The 16,089-nt window shown below is 45.9% G+C and carries 10 protein-coding genes; 8 read left to right on the forward strand and 2 right to left on the reverse strand.

The annotated features are described in order from the left end of the window. Both VRK_RS16940 and VRK_RS16945 read right to left on the reverse strand, forming a co-directional pair. On the reverse strand, positions 1-1,398 hold the full coding sequence (locus VRK_RS16940; protein ID WP_059122465.1) for a TolC family protein: 1,398 nt from the start codon (positions 1,396-1,398) through the stop codon (positions 1-3). Between the two features lie 70 nt (positions 1,399-1,468). Next, a complete protein-coding gene (locus tag VRK_RS16945; protein ID WP_059122466.1) occupies positions 1,469-1,855 on the reverse strand; it encodes a hypothetical protein in 387 nt (128 codons plus the stop codon). Between the two features lie 665 nt (positions 1,856-2,520). Here VRK_RS16945 and VRK_RS16950 point away from each other — a divergent pair. From VRK_RS16950 to cas2, 8 genes are read left to right on the forward strand one after another with little or no spacing between them, the layout of a single operon-like run. Then, the gene (locus VRK_RS16950) at positions 2,521-4,341 is read left to right on the forward strand and encodes a Cas10/Cmr2 second palm domain-containing protein (RefSeq protein WP_059122467.1); all 1,821 of its coding nucleotides are present in this window, start codon (positions 2,521-2,523) and stop codon (positions 4,339-4,341) included. After that, a complete protein-coding gene (locus VRK_RS16955; RefSeq protein WP_059122468.1) occupies positions 4,334-6,421 on the forward strand; it encodes a hypothetical protein in 2,088 nt (695 codons plus the stop codon). The genes VRK_RS16950 and VRK_RS16955 overlap by 8 nt, the downstream gene beginning before the upstream one ends. After that, positions 6,418-7,869, forward strand: coding sequence for an RAMP superfamily CRISPR-associated protein (locus tag VRK_RS16960; protein ID WP_059122469.1), 1,452 nt, complete (start codon positions 6,418-6,420; stop codon positions 7,867-7,869). The genes VRK_RS16955 and VRK_RS16960 overlap by 4 nt, the downstream gene beginning before the upstream one ends. Then, entirely contained in the window at positions 7,866-8,465 is a 600-nt protein-coding gene (locus VRK_RS16965) for a hypothetical protein (protein WP_059122470.1), read from the forward strand. Before VRK_RS16960 ends, VRK_RS16965 begins: the two co-directional genes overlap by 4 nt. After that, positions 8,465-10,630 (forward strand): TIGR03986 family type III CRISPR-associated RAMP protein, encoded by a 2,166-nt coding sequence (locus VRK_RS16970; protein WP_059122471.1) that lies wholly within the window; start codon positions 8,465-8,467, stop codon positions 10,628-10,630. Before VRK_RS16965 ends, VRK_RS16970 begins: the two co-directional genes overlap by 1 nt. Before the next feature lie 20 nt (positions 10,631-10,650). Then, the gene (locus tag VRK_RS16975) at positions 10,651-12,699 is read left to right on the forward strand and encodes a hypothetical protein (protein WP_059122472.1); all 2,049 of its coding nucleotides are present in this window, start codon (positions 10,651-10,653) and stop codon (positions 12,697-12,699) included. Continuing rightward, positions 12,692-15,538: a CRISPR-associated endonuclease Cas1 gene (gene cas1 / locus VRK_RS16980; RefSeq protein ID WP_059122473.1), complete on the forward strand. Its 2,847-nt coding sequence runs from the start codon at positions 12,692-12,694 to the stop codon at positions 15,536-15,538. Before VRK_RS16975 ends, cas1 begins: the two co-directional genes overlap by 8 nt. A 15-nt stretch (positions 15,539-15,553) precedes the next feature. Then, positions 15,554-15,859, forward strand: a complete 306-nt coding sequence (gene cas2, locus VRK_RS16985) for a CRISPR-associated endonuclease Cas2 (protein ID WP_059122474.1) — start codon at positions 15,554-15,556, stop codon at positions 15,857-15,859. Positions 15,860-16,089: the final 230 nt, after the last annotated feature.

Consider the following 16,089-nt stretch of genomic DNA (forward strand, 5'->3'; position numbering starts at 1 on the left):
TTATTGCTGCCCTGACTCGATAGAAATTTCCGGTTTATCGACCTGATAGCTATAGCTGTTCAGTAACGCGGAAAGGTTGTTATTCACCAGATTGAGATCGGTGATGAGGCGCTGGTATTCCAGCTCTAATGCGAGTGCATCACGGCTGGCTAGAATCACATCATTTAATTGAGCCGTGTTGTTCTGATAGCCTCGTTCGGTTGCTTTGACGCGTGAATCCGCCTGAGGTAATAAGGTGGATTCAAAGCGTTCGAGACGCTGAGCAAGGTTATTTTTATCCGTCAGCAAGGCATTCACTTTGGCGTTCATTTGACTGATAAGGGTGTCTTTTTGCGACTGAGCCGCACTGACCTGATATTGTGCGGCGGCTAAGTTTCGATCTTGTTTATTCCCTGTAAACAAAGGGATATCCACGGTGATGTAGGCACTGATTAAGTCAGAAGCGGGGTCACCTCGCATATCGTTTGACTGGCGATAGGCATACATCAGCTCCACACCGAACTGTGGTGTGTAGGATTGACGCGCGAGGTCAACTTGCGTGCGACGCACATCAATGGAAGCATCGGCCATCCGTACCACAGGGTTTTGATTGAGCTGAGAGTAATAGTTGTGATGGGGTGCTGTCGTTTCGATATCGTGTAAAGTGTCCCAATTCAGTTGGTTAGACGCTGTCAGCGATTTGGTATTGAAGAGCCAATCAGAGCCTAACCATTCTGAGAACTGGGCGCTGAGTCGCTGTTGCATTTGCTCATTCGCCTGAATTTTTTCATCCAGCTTGGTCACTTGCAGCTGGGCATTAATCAGATCCTGAGTTTCGCTTTTGCCAATGGCGTAATTGGTTTGAATGAAACTTTCCAGCTCTTGCATGAGTTTGCGATTTTCAAGCAGAACCCGGTTTGCCACTTGCTGATAACCCAGTTCGAGCCATATTTTAGTCATGGCGTTGATGACTTCGAGTTCTCTGGCCGCAGCCTGAACTTCCAATCCGCCTGCTTGAAATACGGCTTTTCTATCATTGAGTGCAGCAGTATTTCCACGGTTGAATTGCTGCATCAGACCCACCGAAATATTCGTCATTGGGTCTTCATCGAAAGCAAAGCTATCGGTCGGTAATCCTGTTACTCCGAATCTGAGTTTGGGATCCATTAAGGTTGCACTTGCTTTACCCGTTTCACGCATCGCTTGAGCTTCTGCGTAATACTGACGGCGAATCCCGTCATTAGAAAGCGCCGCTTCGATGAGTTGAGAGAGCATATTTTCGGCTATTGGCTTGACGACGCCACCGGCTTGCCCAGTACTGAGTTGCTCACTGGCGTATACAGATGTTGTCGTCAATACCGCTGCGCTAACCGATAGCGCTAAAAGGTATTGTTGTAATTTCACTTGTTTAAAATCCATCACTGAGCGCGTGACGCGCACGAAAATCTCTCCGTATCAATTTACGGAACCAAAAGGGTGAGAGATGGATTTAAGCGATTGGGGGCCTATAGAGGCTTTGAGTTTGGTGAACGACATCACCAAAAAGGAGGGTGGTGAATAAGGCGAGTGATATATTGGCTGTGAACAGGGTATTCGGTGTGATGAGAATCGCAGCAGATGTTGTACAGGTCGAATCACAACACTCGTGGATCATATCGGCCTGTACTTCACATTGCACATTCATTGAATTATCGATGTCCATGCTTTGATGATGTGATGACATCTTTTGAAAACTTGGGCAACTTGATGTTGCCGCTTGATTGCCGTGTGGCATGGCACTATTCATCATTGTTGAACTGAAAGCAAAACCTGACATAAGCTGTGCTGCTAATGCCAAGATAGCGATCCAAGTTGTCGGAATGATATTTAAGTGCATATTGAAACTTTCTTAACCGAATTAGAGAAAATATAAACCTTTCCCCCGGGGGAAGGTCAAGGTGTATATCCGTAGCGACATATTCTGGGTGGCATTTAGCGTTCTGTTCTAAACAATAAGCACGAATTAGAGCCGATATTATATACGAAGAGCAGGGCGTTAGCTTACGGACTTACAAATGCAAGTATGGTTTAGACGGGCATCTAACTAAGGATAATTATTAGTCTATTAGTTAGTAATACCTTTGTCATTATATTGATAAGGGTGTTACCTGCAATCGCAGAAAATAGGCCTAACCAGATCTCCGGAATCCATTGAACTCTATGCTAAATTTGGCCGGATAGATAGAATTATCAAATTTCAATCTAGCTTTAAATTGTAATGAATATGATTTTTAATTGAGAGAAACGGTAATTATTGTCTAGAGTTCAAGATGATGAACCTAGCCAGACCCATGTATTTACATCTTTTGTACGTAATTGATTCAAGTGATTCATTGATGTCGGGTTGCATTTTACATTATCGAATTAGCCCGGATCTTTTCTTAATTTAATTTCAAATTACTTAATAAAAAATTTTAATTAATTTTTTTGAACTGAAACATGAAATTTATTTTTTTACCATTATTCTAATTAATTATTACTCAATCGACAGAGAAGACAAGGATGCTCATTGTAAAATTGGAATTTAAAAGAATTCAAACCTATCTGTTTGAGTCTTCACGCTTTAAAGACATGGTTGGTGCCAATGCACTGCTTGGCGACGTCATTCGACGGCAGCTTCCGAAATTAGTCGCAGAATTCCCCCAATCAGTAGCAGAATTGAAACAATCGCAAGATTTTGCCAAGGGATTAAAGGTTATTCAGGAACAATGTACTGATACTGATACTGATACTGATACTGATACTGATACTGGTATAACCGAGGCGGAGGATGTTAATTGGGAGAAGGACAACCCTTGTTCCTGCTGGAAATCCGGAGTGTTGAGTCGTGATGGCGGGCATTTCTATGCCGTGTTTAATCATCATGATTACGCAAATGAGTTTATTAAGCGTGCAACACATATTCTCAACGAAAAATTACCCGGAATTATTTGTGAGTATTCGATCAGTACGCCTGATGAGTTAAAACAAAAAGACTCTCAACCGGTTCAACAGCAATTTCGTAGTGATAACTTTCCTGATTTACCGGTATTTCAGCCGTGTCAGTTCAGTGAAAGAGGTATTGCCGAGGCAGTACAGGAGAGTAAAACAGAGACCAGAAAGTCGAGAGATTATATTTCCAGAGCAAGTCAGGCAAAGCAGAAGTTCTGGTATAACATCGGGCCGAAGCAAGGGAAAGGATCTGCCGATAACGCCAGTATCTTAATGAAGAATTGGTTAGGAAATAACGGTGTCGATAAATATAACAAAGACTTTGATAGCTTGGTTGAAGATGAATATTTTGCCCTCATTGTTGCCGATGGCAATGATATGGGCAGTCGGTTTAAAACTTGGTTGGACACCGTTAAAAAAACACCTGATTCAACCCTGAGCTGGCTTGAAGAACAAGCATTCGTCGAATCATTTTTCTTTTCGGCCCGTAGAGCATTAAGAGATGCGACAGAGCAGGCTTTGGCGCACCAGTTCAAAGATTATCAGGGGAACACAGTCCCTTTCCATTTATTGATGCTCGGCGGGGATGATGTGCTGCTCGCTTGTCGGGCAAAAGATGCGTTACCTTTGGTGACGGCCATCAATGAAAACTTGCAGACTAAACTATTGCTTGACGGCAAACCGATGACACTCGGTGTCGGAGTGGTCATCGCCTCACACAAACTGCCGTTTTATCGACTCCATTATATTGCAGAACAGTTGGCAGCAAGTGCTAAAGTCAGATATCGCTCAGAAGCCGCGCAAGGTGCCCATTCCTATGTAGACTGGCAAGTCGTCACTCAGAGTTGGATCAATGATCCGATTGAAGAGAGAAAAAGCGCTTCGCTGATTCAATATATGACAAAAGACGACCAAGATAATGACCTTCAGGAAACGCTGATTTTAAGTGCCAAACCCTACCCGATTCATGCTGACAATGTGCCGTCATTGGCGTTGTTGGTTAAACATGCCGGATGTATCTATAAAAAACTGTCAGTCAATAGCGCCACTGACTCTGCTGCGGAGGAAGAGGAAGATATCGAGATCGCAAGATCGCAACTGCGTTTTCTGCAAAGTCAGTTGCCCGCAGGCAGACGACATGCGCAATATGTCTGGGATAATTTGCCGGCAAAAGTGATCTCAGAAATCGAAAAGATCAAAGAAAAACTTCCTGAACCGCTTCGCAATATACTGAATTTTCCGTGGAGGAAAGAGCCAGAAGATCAAGATATCTACCTGACCTGGCTGATTGACCTGATTGAACTGGTTGAAATCAACTTACTACAGCGAGAGCAGAAGAAGAACGGGGCAGATAAAACAAAACAGCCAGTCAAGGAGGGGCATCATGGGTAACAGTCCGGCCGTTGAATTAAGTCATATAACCATCGTCATCACATTGCTTGATGATCTCCATACCGGAAGCGGACTGGGCAATGGTTTTGTCGATAGCCTTCAGGCAAGAGATCGGAACGGGAATCCGGTTATTTCCCGACAGCATTTTAAAGGGGTGTTGGTTGATACACTGAAAGAGTACATCCGGCTTGTGGGAGAGAATGAAAGTACAGCATCCATGTCAGCTCTTCTCGGACTTGTTCCGGAACGCTCCGAATCGGTTCAACTGCTGCTGGGTTCATTTTATTTGAAGGATCCGGTTGAAGAGTCGCCCTACATTGAATGGAGCAGCAGTGCCAGAGGTAAAGGGGGAGATCGGCTCAATCGGGCTCCCAAGGATGATACGCTACGGGTGGTCGAGTATGTCAAAGCCGGCTTACAGTTTGAATCCCATGCCATACTGATCAGTGATAAGGCATCTCATCAAACTTTATGCAGCGATTTCAAAAAGTTCGTGCGGAGAATCGACCGTCTGGGTAGTAAAAGAAATCGGGGGGCCGGCGGAATTACAATGGAGATCGATGGGCCGAAACGTATCCTGCCTCATAATAAAAAGAGTAAACATCATCCAGCGGATGAACAACCTTATACGCTCAGAATCACTCTGGAAAATCAGGAGCCGCTGCGTTTGCCTTCAACCCGGGTACCGGGCAATGTGATTCCGACCGAGAGTTATATCCGTAGTGCGACATTGCGCGGTGCTTTGGCAAACTGGTTTAAAGTTCTGGGGTTTACCGCTCAGTTTGAACAACTGTTGTCATTCGAGGGTGACGACGCCATTGTTGTGACCGATGCACTGCCATCAGTCACCGGGCTGCAATCGCATGTCTGGCCGTTAAGCCTGCAACTGACGAAGAAGAAAACAGAGGTAGCAACATCCATATTGCCTTGGTGGTTCAGTGGCACGAGTGAAAATATCAAGGACACATTGAATGATCCATTAGATGAGCAGAATAAAGAATCATATAAACGCAATAAAAAAGACGATTTTATTGTTCATGTGAACGGGCAATGGCAGCGAGTGTCTCCTGCAAAAGCCGTGCATATGAGAAATAAAGTCCGGACTCAGTTTTCCGGTCAGGAAGATGATTCTGAATTATTCAGTGAAGAGGTGTTATCAGAGCAAAGTCGTTTTACTGCCGAATTGACTTTTCCTTCCAGAGCGAAGGCTGCCATGTTCGAGCTGACTCTGAATTGGGCACAAAGACAAAGCGTGACCTTTGGGTTAGGGCGGGGCAAAGCTCCTTGTAAGATCGTTGATGTGCAGGACGTAGTGCGCTTACCAACCGACGATATTGATTGGGAAAAACCATTTACCGTGGTGTTGCAAAGTCCGTGGTTGCTGTATTCACCAGAGACCCTCCAAAGTCATGAAGCACTGACAAATGAGGTTATCTGTCAGGCGTTTCAGGTTGTACCTTTAGGCAATACCTTTGAGATTCGCTCCGATCCGATGCATATCTCAGGGTTTAATTTTGCCACGGGCTTGCCGCGTAAAAGTGTCGCGGTGATTGCTCCGGGGAGTGTTTTCCGGGTTAAAAACCCGAGTGCGGAATTGGTAGCAGCGATTCAATCCGGGCAAGCTGTGGGGGAACGGACGGTAGAAGGCTTTGGCCGTTACTGGTGTTATCAGGACTTAACGCTCACTGCTTCTGAGATTCCGTCTGAGAAACAATACCCTAACAATATTCAAGAAACCCTGTCTGCCAAAGTTAAAAAAATGGTGTCAGACGACTTCAAGGTATCATCACGGCATCAGTGGCAACACATCAAAAATCAACTTTTATTAATTCAACAACAGAAACACCCAATCGGGAAAGAGAAACACGAACTGGAAAAATTGTTAAAAGTTCAGCTGAATCCTACGACTCAAGGCGGACGGGAGTTTCTCAATAGCGATAAGACGAAAGATTTACTGGAAGACTGGAAACATGCCATCAACGTGGACAATGTAGTAATTAAGTACCCGCTGCATTTTTCTTTATTGTTGGTTGATCATGTAATCGCTGGGTTAGGGAAAAGTCAGGAGCCACAATCATGAATGAATTCAGTCAATACCGAACGATTTATCGCGGTACGCTCAAACAGATCTCTGATATGAGTATCGGTGGCACCGAAGCGATTTCCCCGGTTGATATGCCTTTAGCCAAAGACGGTCAGGGACGCTATGTGATTAAAGGGACGACACTGGCCGGCGCGTTGGTTTATACCCTGAATAAACTCAATGTCCGGTTTCCGAAAGAAGTGGCGTTTGATGATGAATATCATCGGCACCATGATGAGCCACGGGAACTCGGACCTTCGGCATGGAAAGTCAGTAACAGCTATCTGAGTAGTGATCATCAAAATGTTAAAACGCAATTGCGTCAGTATGTCAAGATAGATGCAGCTTCCGGTGCGGCCGAAGATGGTGCTCTGTTTTCAATGGAAGTTATCTCGCGGGGCGTGGACTGGGATTTTCTCATGGAAGTTAATACCCGGATTGAACCTTCCCGGCTAATCAGTCAGCAAGATGAAACGGTGCCAACACCGGATGAACTGGCGCAGTTAGCCCTGCGTCACTGGCTCCGGGAAGGGGTTTTTCTTGGGCGACGTTCCGTTGCCGGAAATGGTTGGTTTGAGTTATCAGCGGTTGAAAAACTGACCCTGACAACAGAACATATTGATTGCTGGCCGAATAATGAACTTACGCCTCAAGCTTCGTTTGACCGCTTAAAAAAAATGAAATCAGTGCAGGTTTGTCAGCTTGAGCCTGCTGAGAATGCTCATTCAAACCGGATTGAAATCGAATTCACGTTAACGGCAGGCCCGTACCGTGATGACGACGGCAAAGAATGGGGATTGGATGGCTTCTTGATTGCCGGACATGCCGCCGAACAGCCATTGGATATCGATAATTCTTATCTGAAGAAGCATATTGGTTTTCCTGAGCATTACTCATATAACGTCCATCACGATGAACCTGACCGCTTTTTTGTTCAGGATCAGAACGGGCAGCCGTTTATTCCGGGAAGTACGCTGCGGGGCATATTGCATCATGAAATCAGCCGGATATTAATATCTGAAGACGCCACCTTAGCGCAGAGCAAAGAATTACAGCCAAAAATAGAACAGTTATTTGGCTCGACAGATGTTAGCAGCCGGTTGTTTGTCGGTGATGCCACGCTGGACAAAACTGAGGCAGCAAAAACAGCGGACTGGCAAGGATTGATCCTGCATAACCATGCCGAAAATGAATTTACCGCCGGGGTGTATGGCAGCAATAAGTTTGTGCGGATGAGTATCGTTAACGGTACATTCCGGGGCAAAATCATTCTCGAAGCAGCAAACTCACAGACCCTGCAAGAGCAGCATGACCTTCTGTTGCAAGCGATTGAGAAAGGTAAAAAGCGACAGTTGCCAGTTGGCGGCAAACAGTGGGTCGATAGTGGCTGGTTAGAGTGGGATATAGAACCGGCTCAGGATAGCGCAGAGGAGAAAGCATCATGATCGATGACATGGATAAGTCTCATCAAATAAACTCAAACCCGTCTCATGAAATAAACAAGCAGCAAGTACCGGTTTGCGAAGTAAAAACCTGCCGGATAGAAAGCGGTGAGCAATTATCTGACATCATTGAGGGAATGATTCAAGGTTCAGCCCCTCACTCCCTTGGCGTTTTACCCGGTATCCAAACCGATGACTGGCTGTTATGGGTGGAGCCAATCCCTAAAGCGACGGCTGAAAAATGCCCGGCAATGTTTACCCACCACGAGCTGAGCCAATTACAAGATAAGCTCAGTCAGGCATGGCAGTTCAGCGAATTTTTCTTACTGTTTGTCCATCATACCGTTCATGGGATTCAAACCAGACAAGGCGTACTGCTGAAACATGTCTGGCTGGATGACGCTGTGCAACAAGAGGCGAAGCAAGAGATACGCCGTCAGCCTTACTTATGGCATGACACCGCACGCTTTGATGACAATCTGAGCTGGATAGCGCAAGTCACCGAGTCTGCATTAGTTAGTCAATTTCGCCAACTGAATTTTATTGAATGTCAGGATAACACCGGGTGTTCAGAGTATGTTTTGGGAGGGAATCTGTAATGGCCAGTCAAAGAAATAAAGGAAGCAACCCTAATAGAAGTAGTCATAATGGCAATCATGTTTCAAATGATATCAAATTAAAACAATGGCCTTACGATTTTGTCGCTATAAGAAAAATTAAACACAATCAGACGGCGGCTGTGCCCCATAGTCACTATTTTCCGGAAAAAGAAAGTGGTGAATTCCGGTGTGAGCTAACCACTGAGACGGCAGCGATTTTTGCCAACCATCAGCAAAGATTTGTAGAGAAGAATCCAACAGAAGGTGATTTACCACTGCATCAATTTAGTGAGCTCATGAAGCGTTACGCGCTCACTGATAACGAAAGAAATCTGATTGATGATAAGCAAGAGGAAAAGGAGGAAAAAGAGCAGAAAAAAGAGAAAAATGTTCTATTTCCACTCACGTATCAGGGGCGTTCGCTGATTGCCGGCTCTTCAATTATGGGGATGTTGCGCAACTCGATTGCAGCTCTAACTGCGGCAAAGATGGAGCGGGTGCAGGAACAAAGTTTTTCTTATCGGCCTAACATTGGTGCAGTACATAATGAGAAAAAGAAATTCTCAAAAATTGCAATCGTGGAAACAACTGATCCATTGAATTTAAAAGTGATGGCCTCTGATGCGTCCAGTCAAGATCATATTTTTGTAGATCAATTCTATTTTAGTGCTCTTCCAGAGCTTATTTCAGGAGGAGAACCTATATCGGGGAGTTTTTTAAAGTCGAAAAAAGGTCATAGCTATAGTCTGCTCAAATACTCTAATGATATTAGGAATAAAAATAAGCTTAAAGATGATGAAGAATTGCCGTTTGTACCCAAAGAAAATTACCTATTGTATCCATACCAAGGTGGACTGGATGAGCAGGGAATGTTATCAAATGGAATGATTTATAAAGGAATTATGATTAAAGAGAGTGTGGTCAAAAAGGCTGAAGATGATGTTAAAGTTGCTCCAGAAGTGGAAAAGATGTATGAACTCACCACTGAGCATTTGACAGATGCAGTAAGCGGCCATATATCAACCCGTCATCCATCATTACCGAATAATAAAAATCAGCTTATTACCGCTATTAAAAATAACAGAAAACTTAAGAAAGGCCAGGTTATATTTGTTGAAACCGATAGCCAGAACAATGTGATTTCATATGGGAACAACTACCTGTATCGCTGGCGGTATAAAAATACCATCAGAGAGGTCAATCATTTGGCGGATAGGGAATATGTATCGCGCATACGCGATGAGATTTTCGACCCCCAAGAAGGCTACCCCGCTTTATCTCACAGTAAACCCACGGATTTAAACATTGTTCATGCACTATTTGGTTATACCGATAACGATGATACGCAGTATGACGAGCAAACAAAGCGTAAGCGGTTAAGTCGATTAGCCGGCAGAATTTCAGTGAATCATGCGCTGGAAGTTAATCCGCGTGAGGCGTCAGTGCTGAACAAACGCAACAAAGAAGAAAATAACAAGTTACATGTTGCCGTGCTGCCGATTTCCGGTGCGCCGAAAGCCAGTGCTGTCGAGCACTATATTCAACAGCCGGGGGGTAAGCTGTTGACAAAAACTTATGGCGATGACACTAGACTGTCAACGTCTGATTTAAGTGGTCGAAAGTTCTACCGACATTTTGCCCGGGATTATGCCTGGGATGAATTTGTGACGGGACGAAGTGCCGGGGATTTAGGCAGTAACCAATCTGCGATGGCTTTAAACCCAATCCCTGCGGGCACAACCTACCGCTTTACCCTCAGGTTTCGCTCGCTGAGTGATTGGGAGCAAGGCTTGATTCTCGCTGCGCTGCAACCGGAGCTGGTGGCACAGGCGTTATCGAAATTTGAGTTGCCATTGCTGTCTCGATGCAAAACTCATATAGCAAAACTCCCATCGTTATATGGTGTCAAACTCGGTTATGGCAGAGCCTTCGGGTTTGGGAGTTGCCGAATCCGACTGAATAATCTTGATGAAGAAAGTGCTTTGCAGAAAGTTAAGGCATTTTTAGAGCGTTTTGGGGAACATGGCACTTATAACGATATACTGAGGCAGTGGCTGGAGGTTCACGCAATGGATCTGAATACAGTACAAGAAACTTATGATGATCAGGTGCTTAACTATCATTCTAAGATGCGGCAGGGTTACCTGCAAAAAAGACGGCAGTGATAAGCGTAATGGGAGGAAAAATGGATAAGACTGACAATCAACCCGTGGCACTTTTTATCACGGTTGGACAAACCGATCTTCAGGTGATGGTGACCTTTGAAAACCAACAAACTAAGGAACGGTTTTCATTTCCGTTTAGTGTAGGCAAAAATTCTGTCAAACTATTTTGCGATGAATTTCTGACTGAGCAGCAAAGCGAGCAAAAAAAGATTCGTTTGATTTCATACAAGCACTACCAGTCACTTGCTGCTCTATCAATACCTGAACATCCCGATACTTTGATGACACGGTTAGAAGAAAACAAGGAAAAATATCGGGGAGAAATTTCGTCCGACAAGAGTAATCGAAAGAATGTAAAGAACTGGATGAATGATAAGTTCGTTGAGTTGAGAGATCAGAAAAACGTACTAAGTCTATATAAAGAAAGTGATTTAGCGAAAAAATTTGATATCCGCATCGGTCCTTTTACCGCATCGACCAGATCTGATGAACCTGATATAGCGGTTACTCTGCTCCCGACCAAACTATTCACCATGCTTAAATACTTGGGGGTGTATCAACAAGGCCAACAGGGATATCCGATGGTAAGCTCTGTAGTGGTGTTTAATACCTGCCGTGATAAAGGCTCAACTCACAGCGATAAGGAACCTTATGCCTATGGGCCGGTGATTGCCCGGTGGCTGGCGACAGAGCTGAACCTGACTTACTGTGGCGAATACATTGCCGGGCAATCTTCACCGGTTGGCGGGGCGTTTTATTGTAACTATCTGTATGGCGATATGAATGCTGAAGGCGATAAACAGCATGCACCGGTCAACCGCAAAGCGGTGCAGAATATTGATCAGGTGGTCAGGCATCTGGTTCAGGCTTACGCACAAGAAAAAATTAAACCGCAGGCATTGTATAGCCCCGGAGGTGGATTGCCGCAGTTTAAATCTCCGATTGAATCGGTGCTGCGTTACTATTTTGACAAAGTGGATATTTGGGTCGCTGCCGATGGAGATTCGCGGTTTACCACTGAGGATCAAAGACAAGATGCTCATGCGTACCCGACGCTGGATATTTCTTATCAGGCAAGGCGTCAGGCTCTGGGCTTGATCTGTCAGGGTAACTTTGAAGGGGCGCGAGCGATTGCCGAATTCTTTGTCTCGCCAGAGCAGAAGGTTGTGTCCGATCGGCAGTGGGCAGAGGCCGTCATCATGACGGCAAAATGGTTTCAGGGCAACGCGAGTCTGGAAGAACTGAATCAGGTCTATTGTCAACAAACCGGTGAACCTGTGCTGGATTTTGCCAGCGAGTCCGCGATGCCGAATACCCTGTGGGCGGCGTTTCGCATTGAAGCCGCGCTGAGAAAACAAAACTATCAGGAAGCGATGCGTTTCACCGCTGATCTCTATGATGTCGCTCTGTATGACATTTTTGGTCAGGCCCTGGCGGGTAATTTTGACTACTTTCATGGCAACAATTTTTATACCAGCAATCTTCATACCAACAATCCGAAATCGTCAGACTATGATCGCGCAAAATATGAGAGAGCTTGCCAGAGGTTACTCCCGGGTGAAGAGTGGACAAAAAGCAGACTACAGGTCGTAAAAGAAAAAAATATCTCGATAGACACCAGAATTAGTTACAGAAGTCCTCAAAGGTCACTCGCCAACGATATCGCTGTGTTGCTCAGTTCTCAATTGATTGAGACGGAGAGCGGTGAGATACCCGCAGACAAGCTCGACCAGCATCCGCTGACGGTGTTCAGAAGCCGGTTGCGAGACGAACTGTTGGACGAGTCTCAGCCCACGGCTCAGCAATACCGCAATATCATTACGCATGGTTATTTACCGGTCGAAAAACAACAAGCGGCGGTGAACTATTATCGTCACGAAAAAGTGGGATTGTGGGCAGCTCAGGAAAGGGAGACGTTTCAGTTTTTATCTCAGCCACTATTTAAGGATTTGTATGGTTTACTTAGCCCGGAAAATACGGATGAGCCTGCACTGTTGTATCGTCAGTTGACGGACAAACTAACCGTCATACTGACGAATGTTGTGATCGACAGTGCGGTGGATGAATAAGTTGAATACTCTGGAACTGTTAAAGTCGGTTTTACCGATACGGATTTATCAGATGGAGCTGCGCTGGCTTGAGTCAGTTCAACTGCCTTTCTTTCATCAGTCGCCGGTCTCCGGCTTTTTGCGCACCCTGTTAAAACTGTCCGGCAAGAAGAGTGAGCATATTGCCATTCATACCCCGGAAAGTGGTGAGACCAACTATCATCAGGGAGACAGCTATACTTTTTACATCATCCATTGCGGTGAAAATTTAACGCTGATGCAGGCGGTTTTTCTGCTATTTTCTCAGCTTCCCGCCTCGGCTTATCAGGCGCAGTGTAAAGGTCTGATGCAGGACAATATTGAACTCGTCGCCATCCGGGATGCATTGAGCGGACAGTTGCTTGCCGAACCCGCCGCCGCCGGGGTGATTGATTGGGCGTCACTGACGGAACAGATCGGCATGTGGCGGGAATTATCCCCCTATCAAGTCACCCTTGAGTTTATCAGTCCGACCCGGCTTTTAGTGTCCAAAACGCAAACGCACACTGGTCATCACATCAAAAGCCGATTGTGTAAAACCAATCAGCAAATCAGTGCCGAATTGTTGTTCAGCCGGATATTCGACACGGTCGCAAGCGTGGCTCAGCAGTTGGATGCCTTTGACCGCAGACCGACCCGAACGGCACCGCCAGCGATAGAAATCACGGAGAAACAATTATTCTGGGCAGATACTTTTTATCAGTCCGCCGATAAATTTGCCAAAGAGATGGGCGGGTTACTGGGTTTGGTGTCGGTTGCTCTGCCTCCTTTAACGGATGATGAATGGTTGATCCTGATCCTGGGGCAATATCTTGGTATCGGTCAGAACCGCAGATTCGGCACGGGTCGCTATCGGCTGATGACTCAGGACGGTGAAACTATGATGCCGGCACTCAGCCGCAGCCGGACCTTGTTGCAACGGGTGATCAACTATTCGTCACTTGAGCACAGTTGGCAGCATGAATTTCATAAGCTCAATGATGAGCAGCAGGCGCTCGAACAACAGCGGAGTGATCTTCCTGAAATGTTACAACAAGTCCTGCATCACGATTACTGGCCAGCCCCTTTAACACCGTGGCTGATGCAAGAGCAGGGACGTAAAGAACGGCTGATTCTGTTGGCTGAATTTAATGACAAAGTGCTCCATAAAACGATTAGTCTCTGGCTTGGCGCCAGTCTGGATCAACTCTACAGCAAAACCAGTTACGGCTATCGCAAAGGCTATTCCCGACTGTCCGCCAAAGATCGGATTATCAACCGGATCCGGGCCGGATATGTCTATGCCGTCGATGCCGATATCCGGGATTTTTTCCCTTCCGTCGAACAGTCCCGCGTGTTAAACCGCCTGTCTGCGCTTTATGGTGCCGACCCGCTCTGGACACTGGTTGAACGTTTTCTGTCCGCCCCTATCCGCAGGCAGCATCTGCCGGCAGGGTATGAAGATTATGAAAGAACCGGGCTTGATTTGGGGAATTCTCTCAGCCCGGTTCTGGCAAACCTGATGCTGGATCATCTTGATGCGGTGATGGAAAGTCTGGGATATGAGCTGATCCGATATGCGGATGACTTTCTGGTTCTGACCAAAAGCCGGGACAAAGCACAACAAGCGCTGCATATGATTGAGGAGATCCTGACGGCTCAGGGATTTGCGCTGAACCATGAGAAAACGCGGATCAGACATTTTTCCGAAGGGATTCACTTTCTGGGCTATCTGTTTGTCAATGATCTGGTGATTGAAGCCAAAGAAGTCAATACAACCCAGATTTCAGCACCGGCTGTAGGCCGCCAGAATCAGCCATCCCCGCCGCCTCTGAAAACCGAAAAAGAAGCAAAACAGCTTTTTTATCAGCAGATCAAAGGGCAAACCCTGTGTGTGGTTGGTGAGCATTGTGTACTCCACCTTGCAAAGCACCGGCTGGTGGTCAATCGGGAAGATGATGTGGTTGCGGATCTCCCTATCAGCCAGTTAGATACAGTCGTTTTGTTTGGTCATCATCAGATCACCACTCAGGCACTCACTGCCGCGATGGGGCAGGGAATCCATATCTACTTTTGCAGTCATAGCGGCAAATATGAAGGTGTTGCCTCTTTGCACGCCGGCAATCCTGAACTTTACCTCCAGCAAGTGGTGTATTTTAAAAATCAAACCACTCAGCTGCGTTTTGTTAAATCGCTGGTGACGGCAAAACTAAGAAGCCAGAAGGAAGTATTACGCCGACGGGATTTGTCATTTGATCCCATCGATAAGCTGCTGCAACAGCTCACTCATGCCAAAGCGATTGACGAATGTTTAGGGATTGAAGGTTATGCAGCAAAACAGTATTGGGGCCAACTGAAGTTGAATCTGGGTGAGGAATGGCACTTTACTCACCGGCAAAAAAGACGTGCGCAAGATCCGGTCAATTCGATGCTGTCTTACGGATATTCACTGCTTTACAGCCATGTTGACAGCCTGATCCGAACAGTGGGACTGTCTCCAGCCAATGGTGGCTATCATCAGGCCAGAGGCACGCATAGTGCACTGGCATCAGATTTGATGGAACCCTTTCGCTACATTGTTGACCGCAGTGTCTTTACGTTGATCAACACCGGGCAGATCAAACCGGCTGACTTTTATGAGAAGGGCGGTGTCTGTTGGTTAGATAAGGCAGCGAGAAAGAAATATACGGGTTATCTGATGGATCAGTTGCAAAAACCACAGTTTACCGACCCGGACGGAGAGAAACGCTCCGTGCTGGATCAAATCGTTCAGCAGAACCATAATCTGCTGCAAGCGATTATCGGTGAAGCAGATGAATTTTATCCGTGGCAGCCCCGCTGATGAGGTGAAAACAGAATGGCGTTAAAATATCTGGTCTGTTTTGATATTGAAGATGATAAAATCCGCCGGAGAATGGGCAATAAGTTGTTAGAGTTCGGAGAGCGGGTGCAGTATTCCGTATTTGAAATCAAATGCAGAACCGAGTCACAGCTCAACGGACTCAAGCGAGAGCTTGAAAAGCTGATGGAGGGGAGTGAAAATCCGGGTGACGCTGGCTCGCTCTGCCACACTCGATGGTCAGCCTGTCGGTGTATTTCCGTCAGCCACCATTGTTTAGGTTATGGTCTACCGGTTACTGGCGGTGCTCACACGACAAAATGACAAATCAGCGCTTTTCCTTGAAGGTCAGTATGTTATACTTAGTCAGGTTGTCGAGGTGCGCCAGTTCTTTAAAAACAAAGGGTTAATCCACGCAGAGCGGTTAATATGGATGGATTTAAGGTAAAATGAGTGTAATTTTGCTGTTTGTCACAGAGGTTCGCCGATCCGGGTTGATCAGCCCAGATTTTTCGGGCATTGTAGAAGGTGCTGTCGCAGACAGCGTTGCCGTT

The organism is Vibrio sp. MEBiC08052 (assembly GCF_001506075.1).
Classification (GTDB): domain Bacteria; phylum Pseudomonadota; class Gammaproteobacteria; order Enterobacterales; family Vibrionaceae; genus Vibrio.

What these genes read in the sequence shown, in the direction of transcription:
- VRK_RS16940 (WP_059122465.1), bottom strand. Translation starts at nt 1,398, where the DNA reads ATGGATTTTAAACAAGTGAAATTACAACAATACCTTTTAGCGCTATCG.
- VRK_RS16945 (WP_059122466.1), bottom strand. Translation starts at nt 1,855, where the DNA reads ATGCACTTAAATATCATTCCGACAACTTGGATCGCTATCTTGGCATTA.
- VRK_RS16950 (WP_059122467.1), top strand. Translation starts at nt 2,521, where the DNA reads ATGCTCATTGTAAAATTGGAATTTAAAAGAATTCAAACCTATCTGTTT.
- VRK_RS16955 (WP_059122468.1), top strand. Translation starts at nt 4,334, where the DNA reads ATGGGTAACAGTCCGGCCGTTGAATTAAGTCATATAACCATCGTCATC.
- VRK_RS16960 (WP_059122469.1), top strand. Translation starts at nt 6,418, where the DNA reads ATGAATGAATTCAGTCAATACCGAACGATTTATCGCGGTACGCTCAAA.
- VRK_RS16965 (WP_059122470.1), top strand. Translation starts at nt 7,866, where the DNA reads ATGATCGATGACATGGATAAGTCTCATCAAATAAACTCAAACCCGTCT.
- VRK_RS16970 (WP_059122471.1), top strand. Translation starts at nt 8,465, where the DNA reads ATGGCCAGTCAAAGAAATAAAGGAAGCAACCCTAATAGAAGTAGTCAT.
- VRK_RS16975 (WP_059122472.1), top strand. Translation starts at nt 10,651, where the DNA reads ATGGATAAGACTGACAATCAACCCGTGGCACTTTTTATCACGGTTGGA.
- cas1 (WP_059122473.1), top strand. Translation starts at nt 12,692, where the DNA reads ATGAATAAGTTGAATACTCTGGAACTGTTAAAGTCGGTTTTACCGATA.
- cas2 (WP_059122474.1), top strand. Translation starts at nt 15,554, where the DNA reads ATGGCGTTAAAATATCTGGTCTGTTTTGATATTGAAGATGATAAAATC.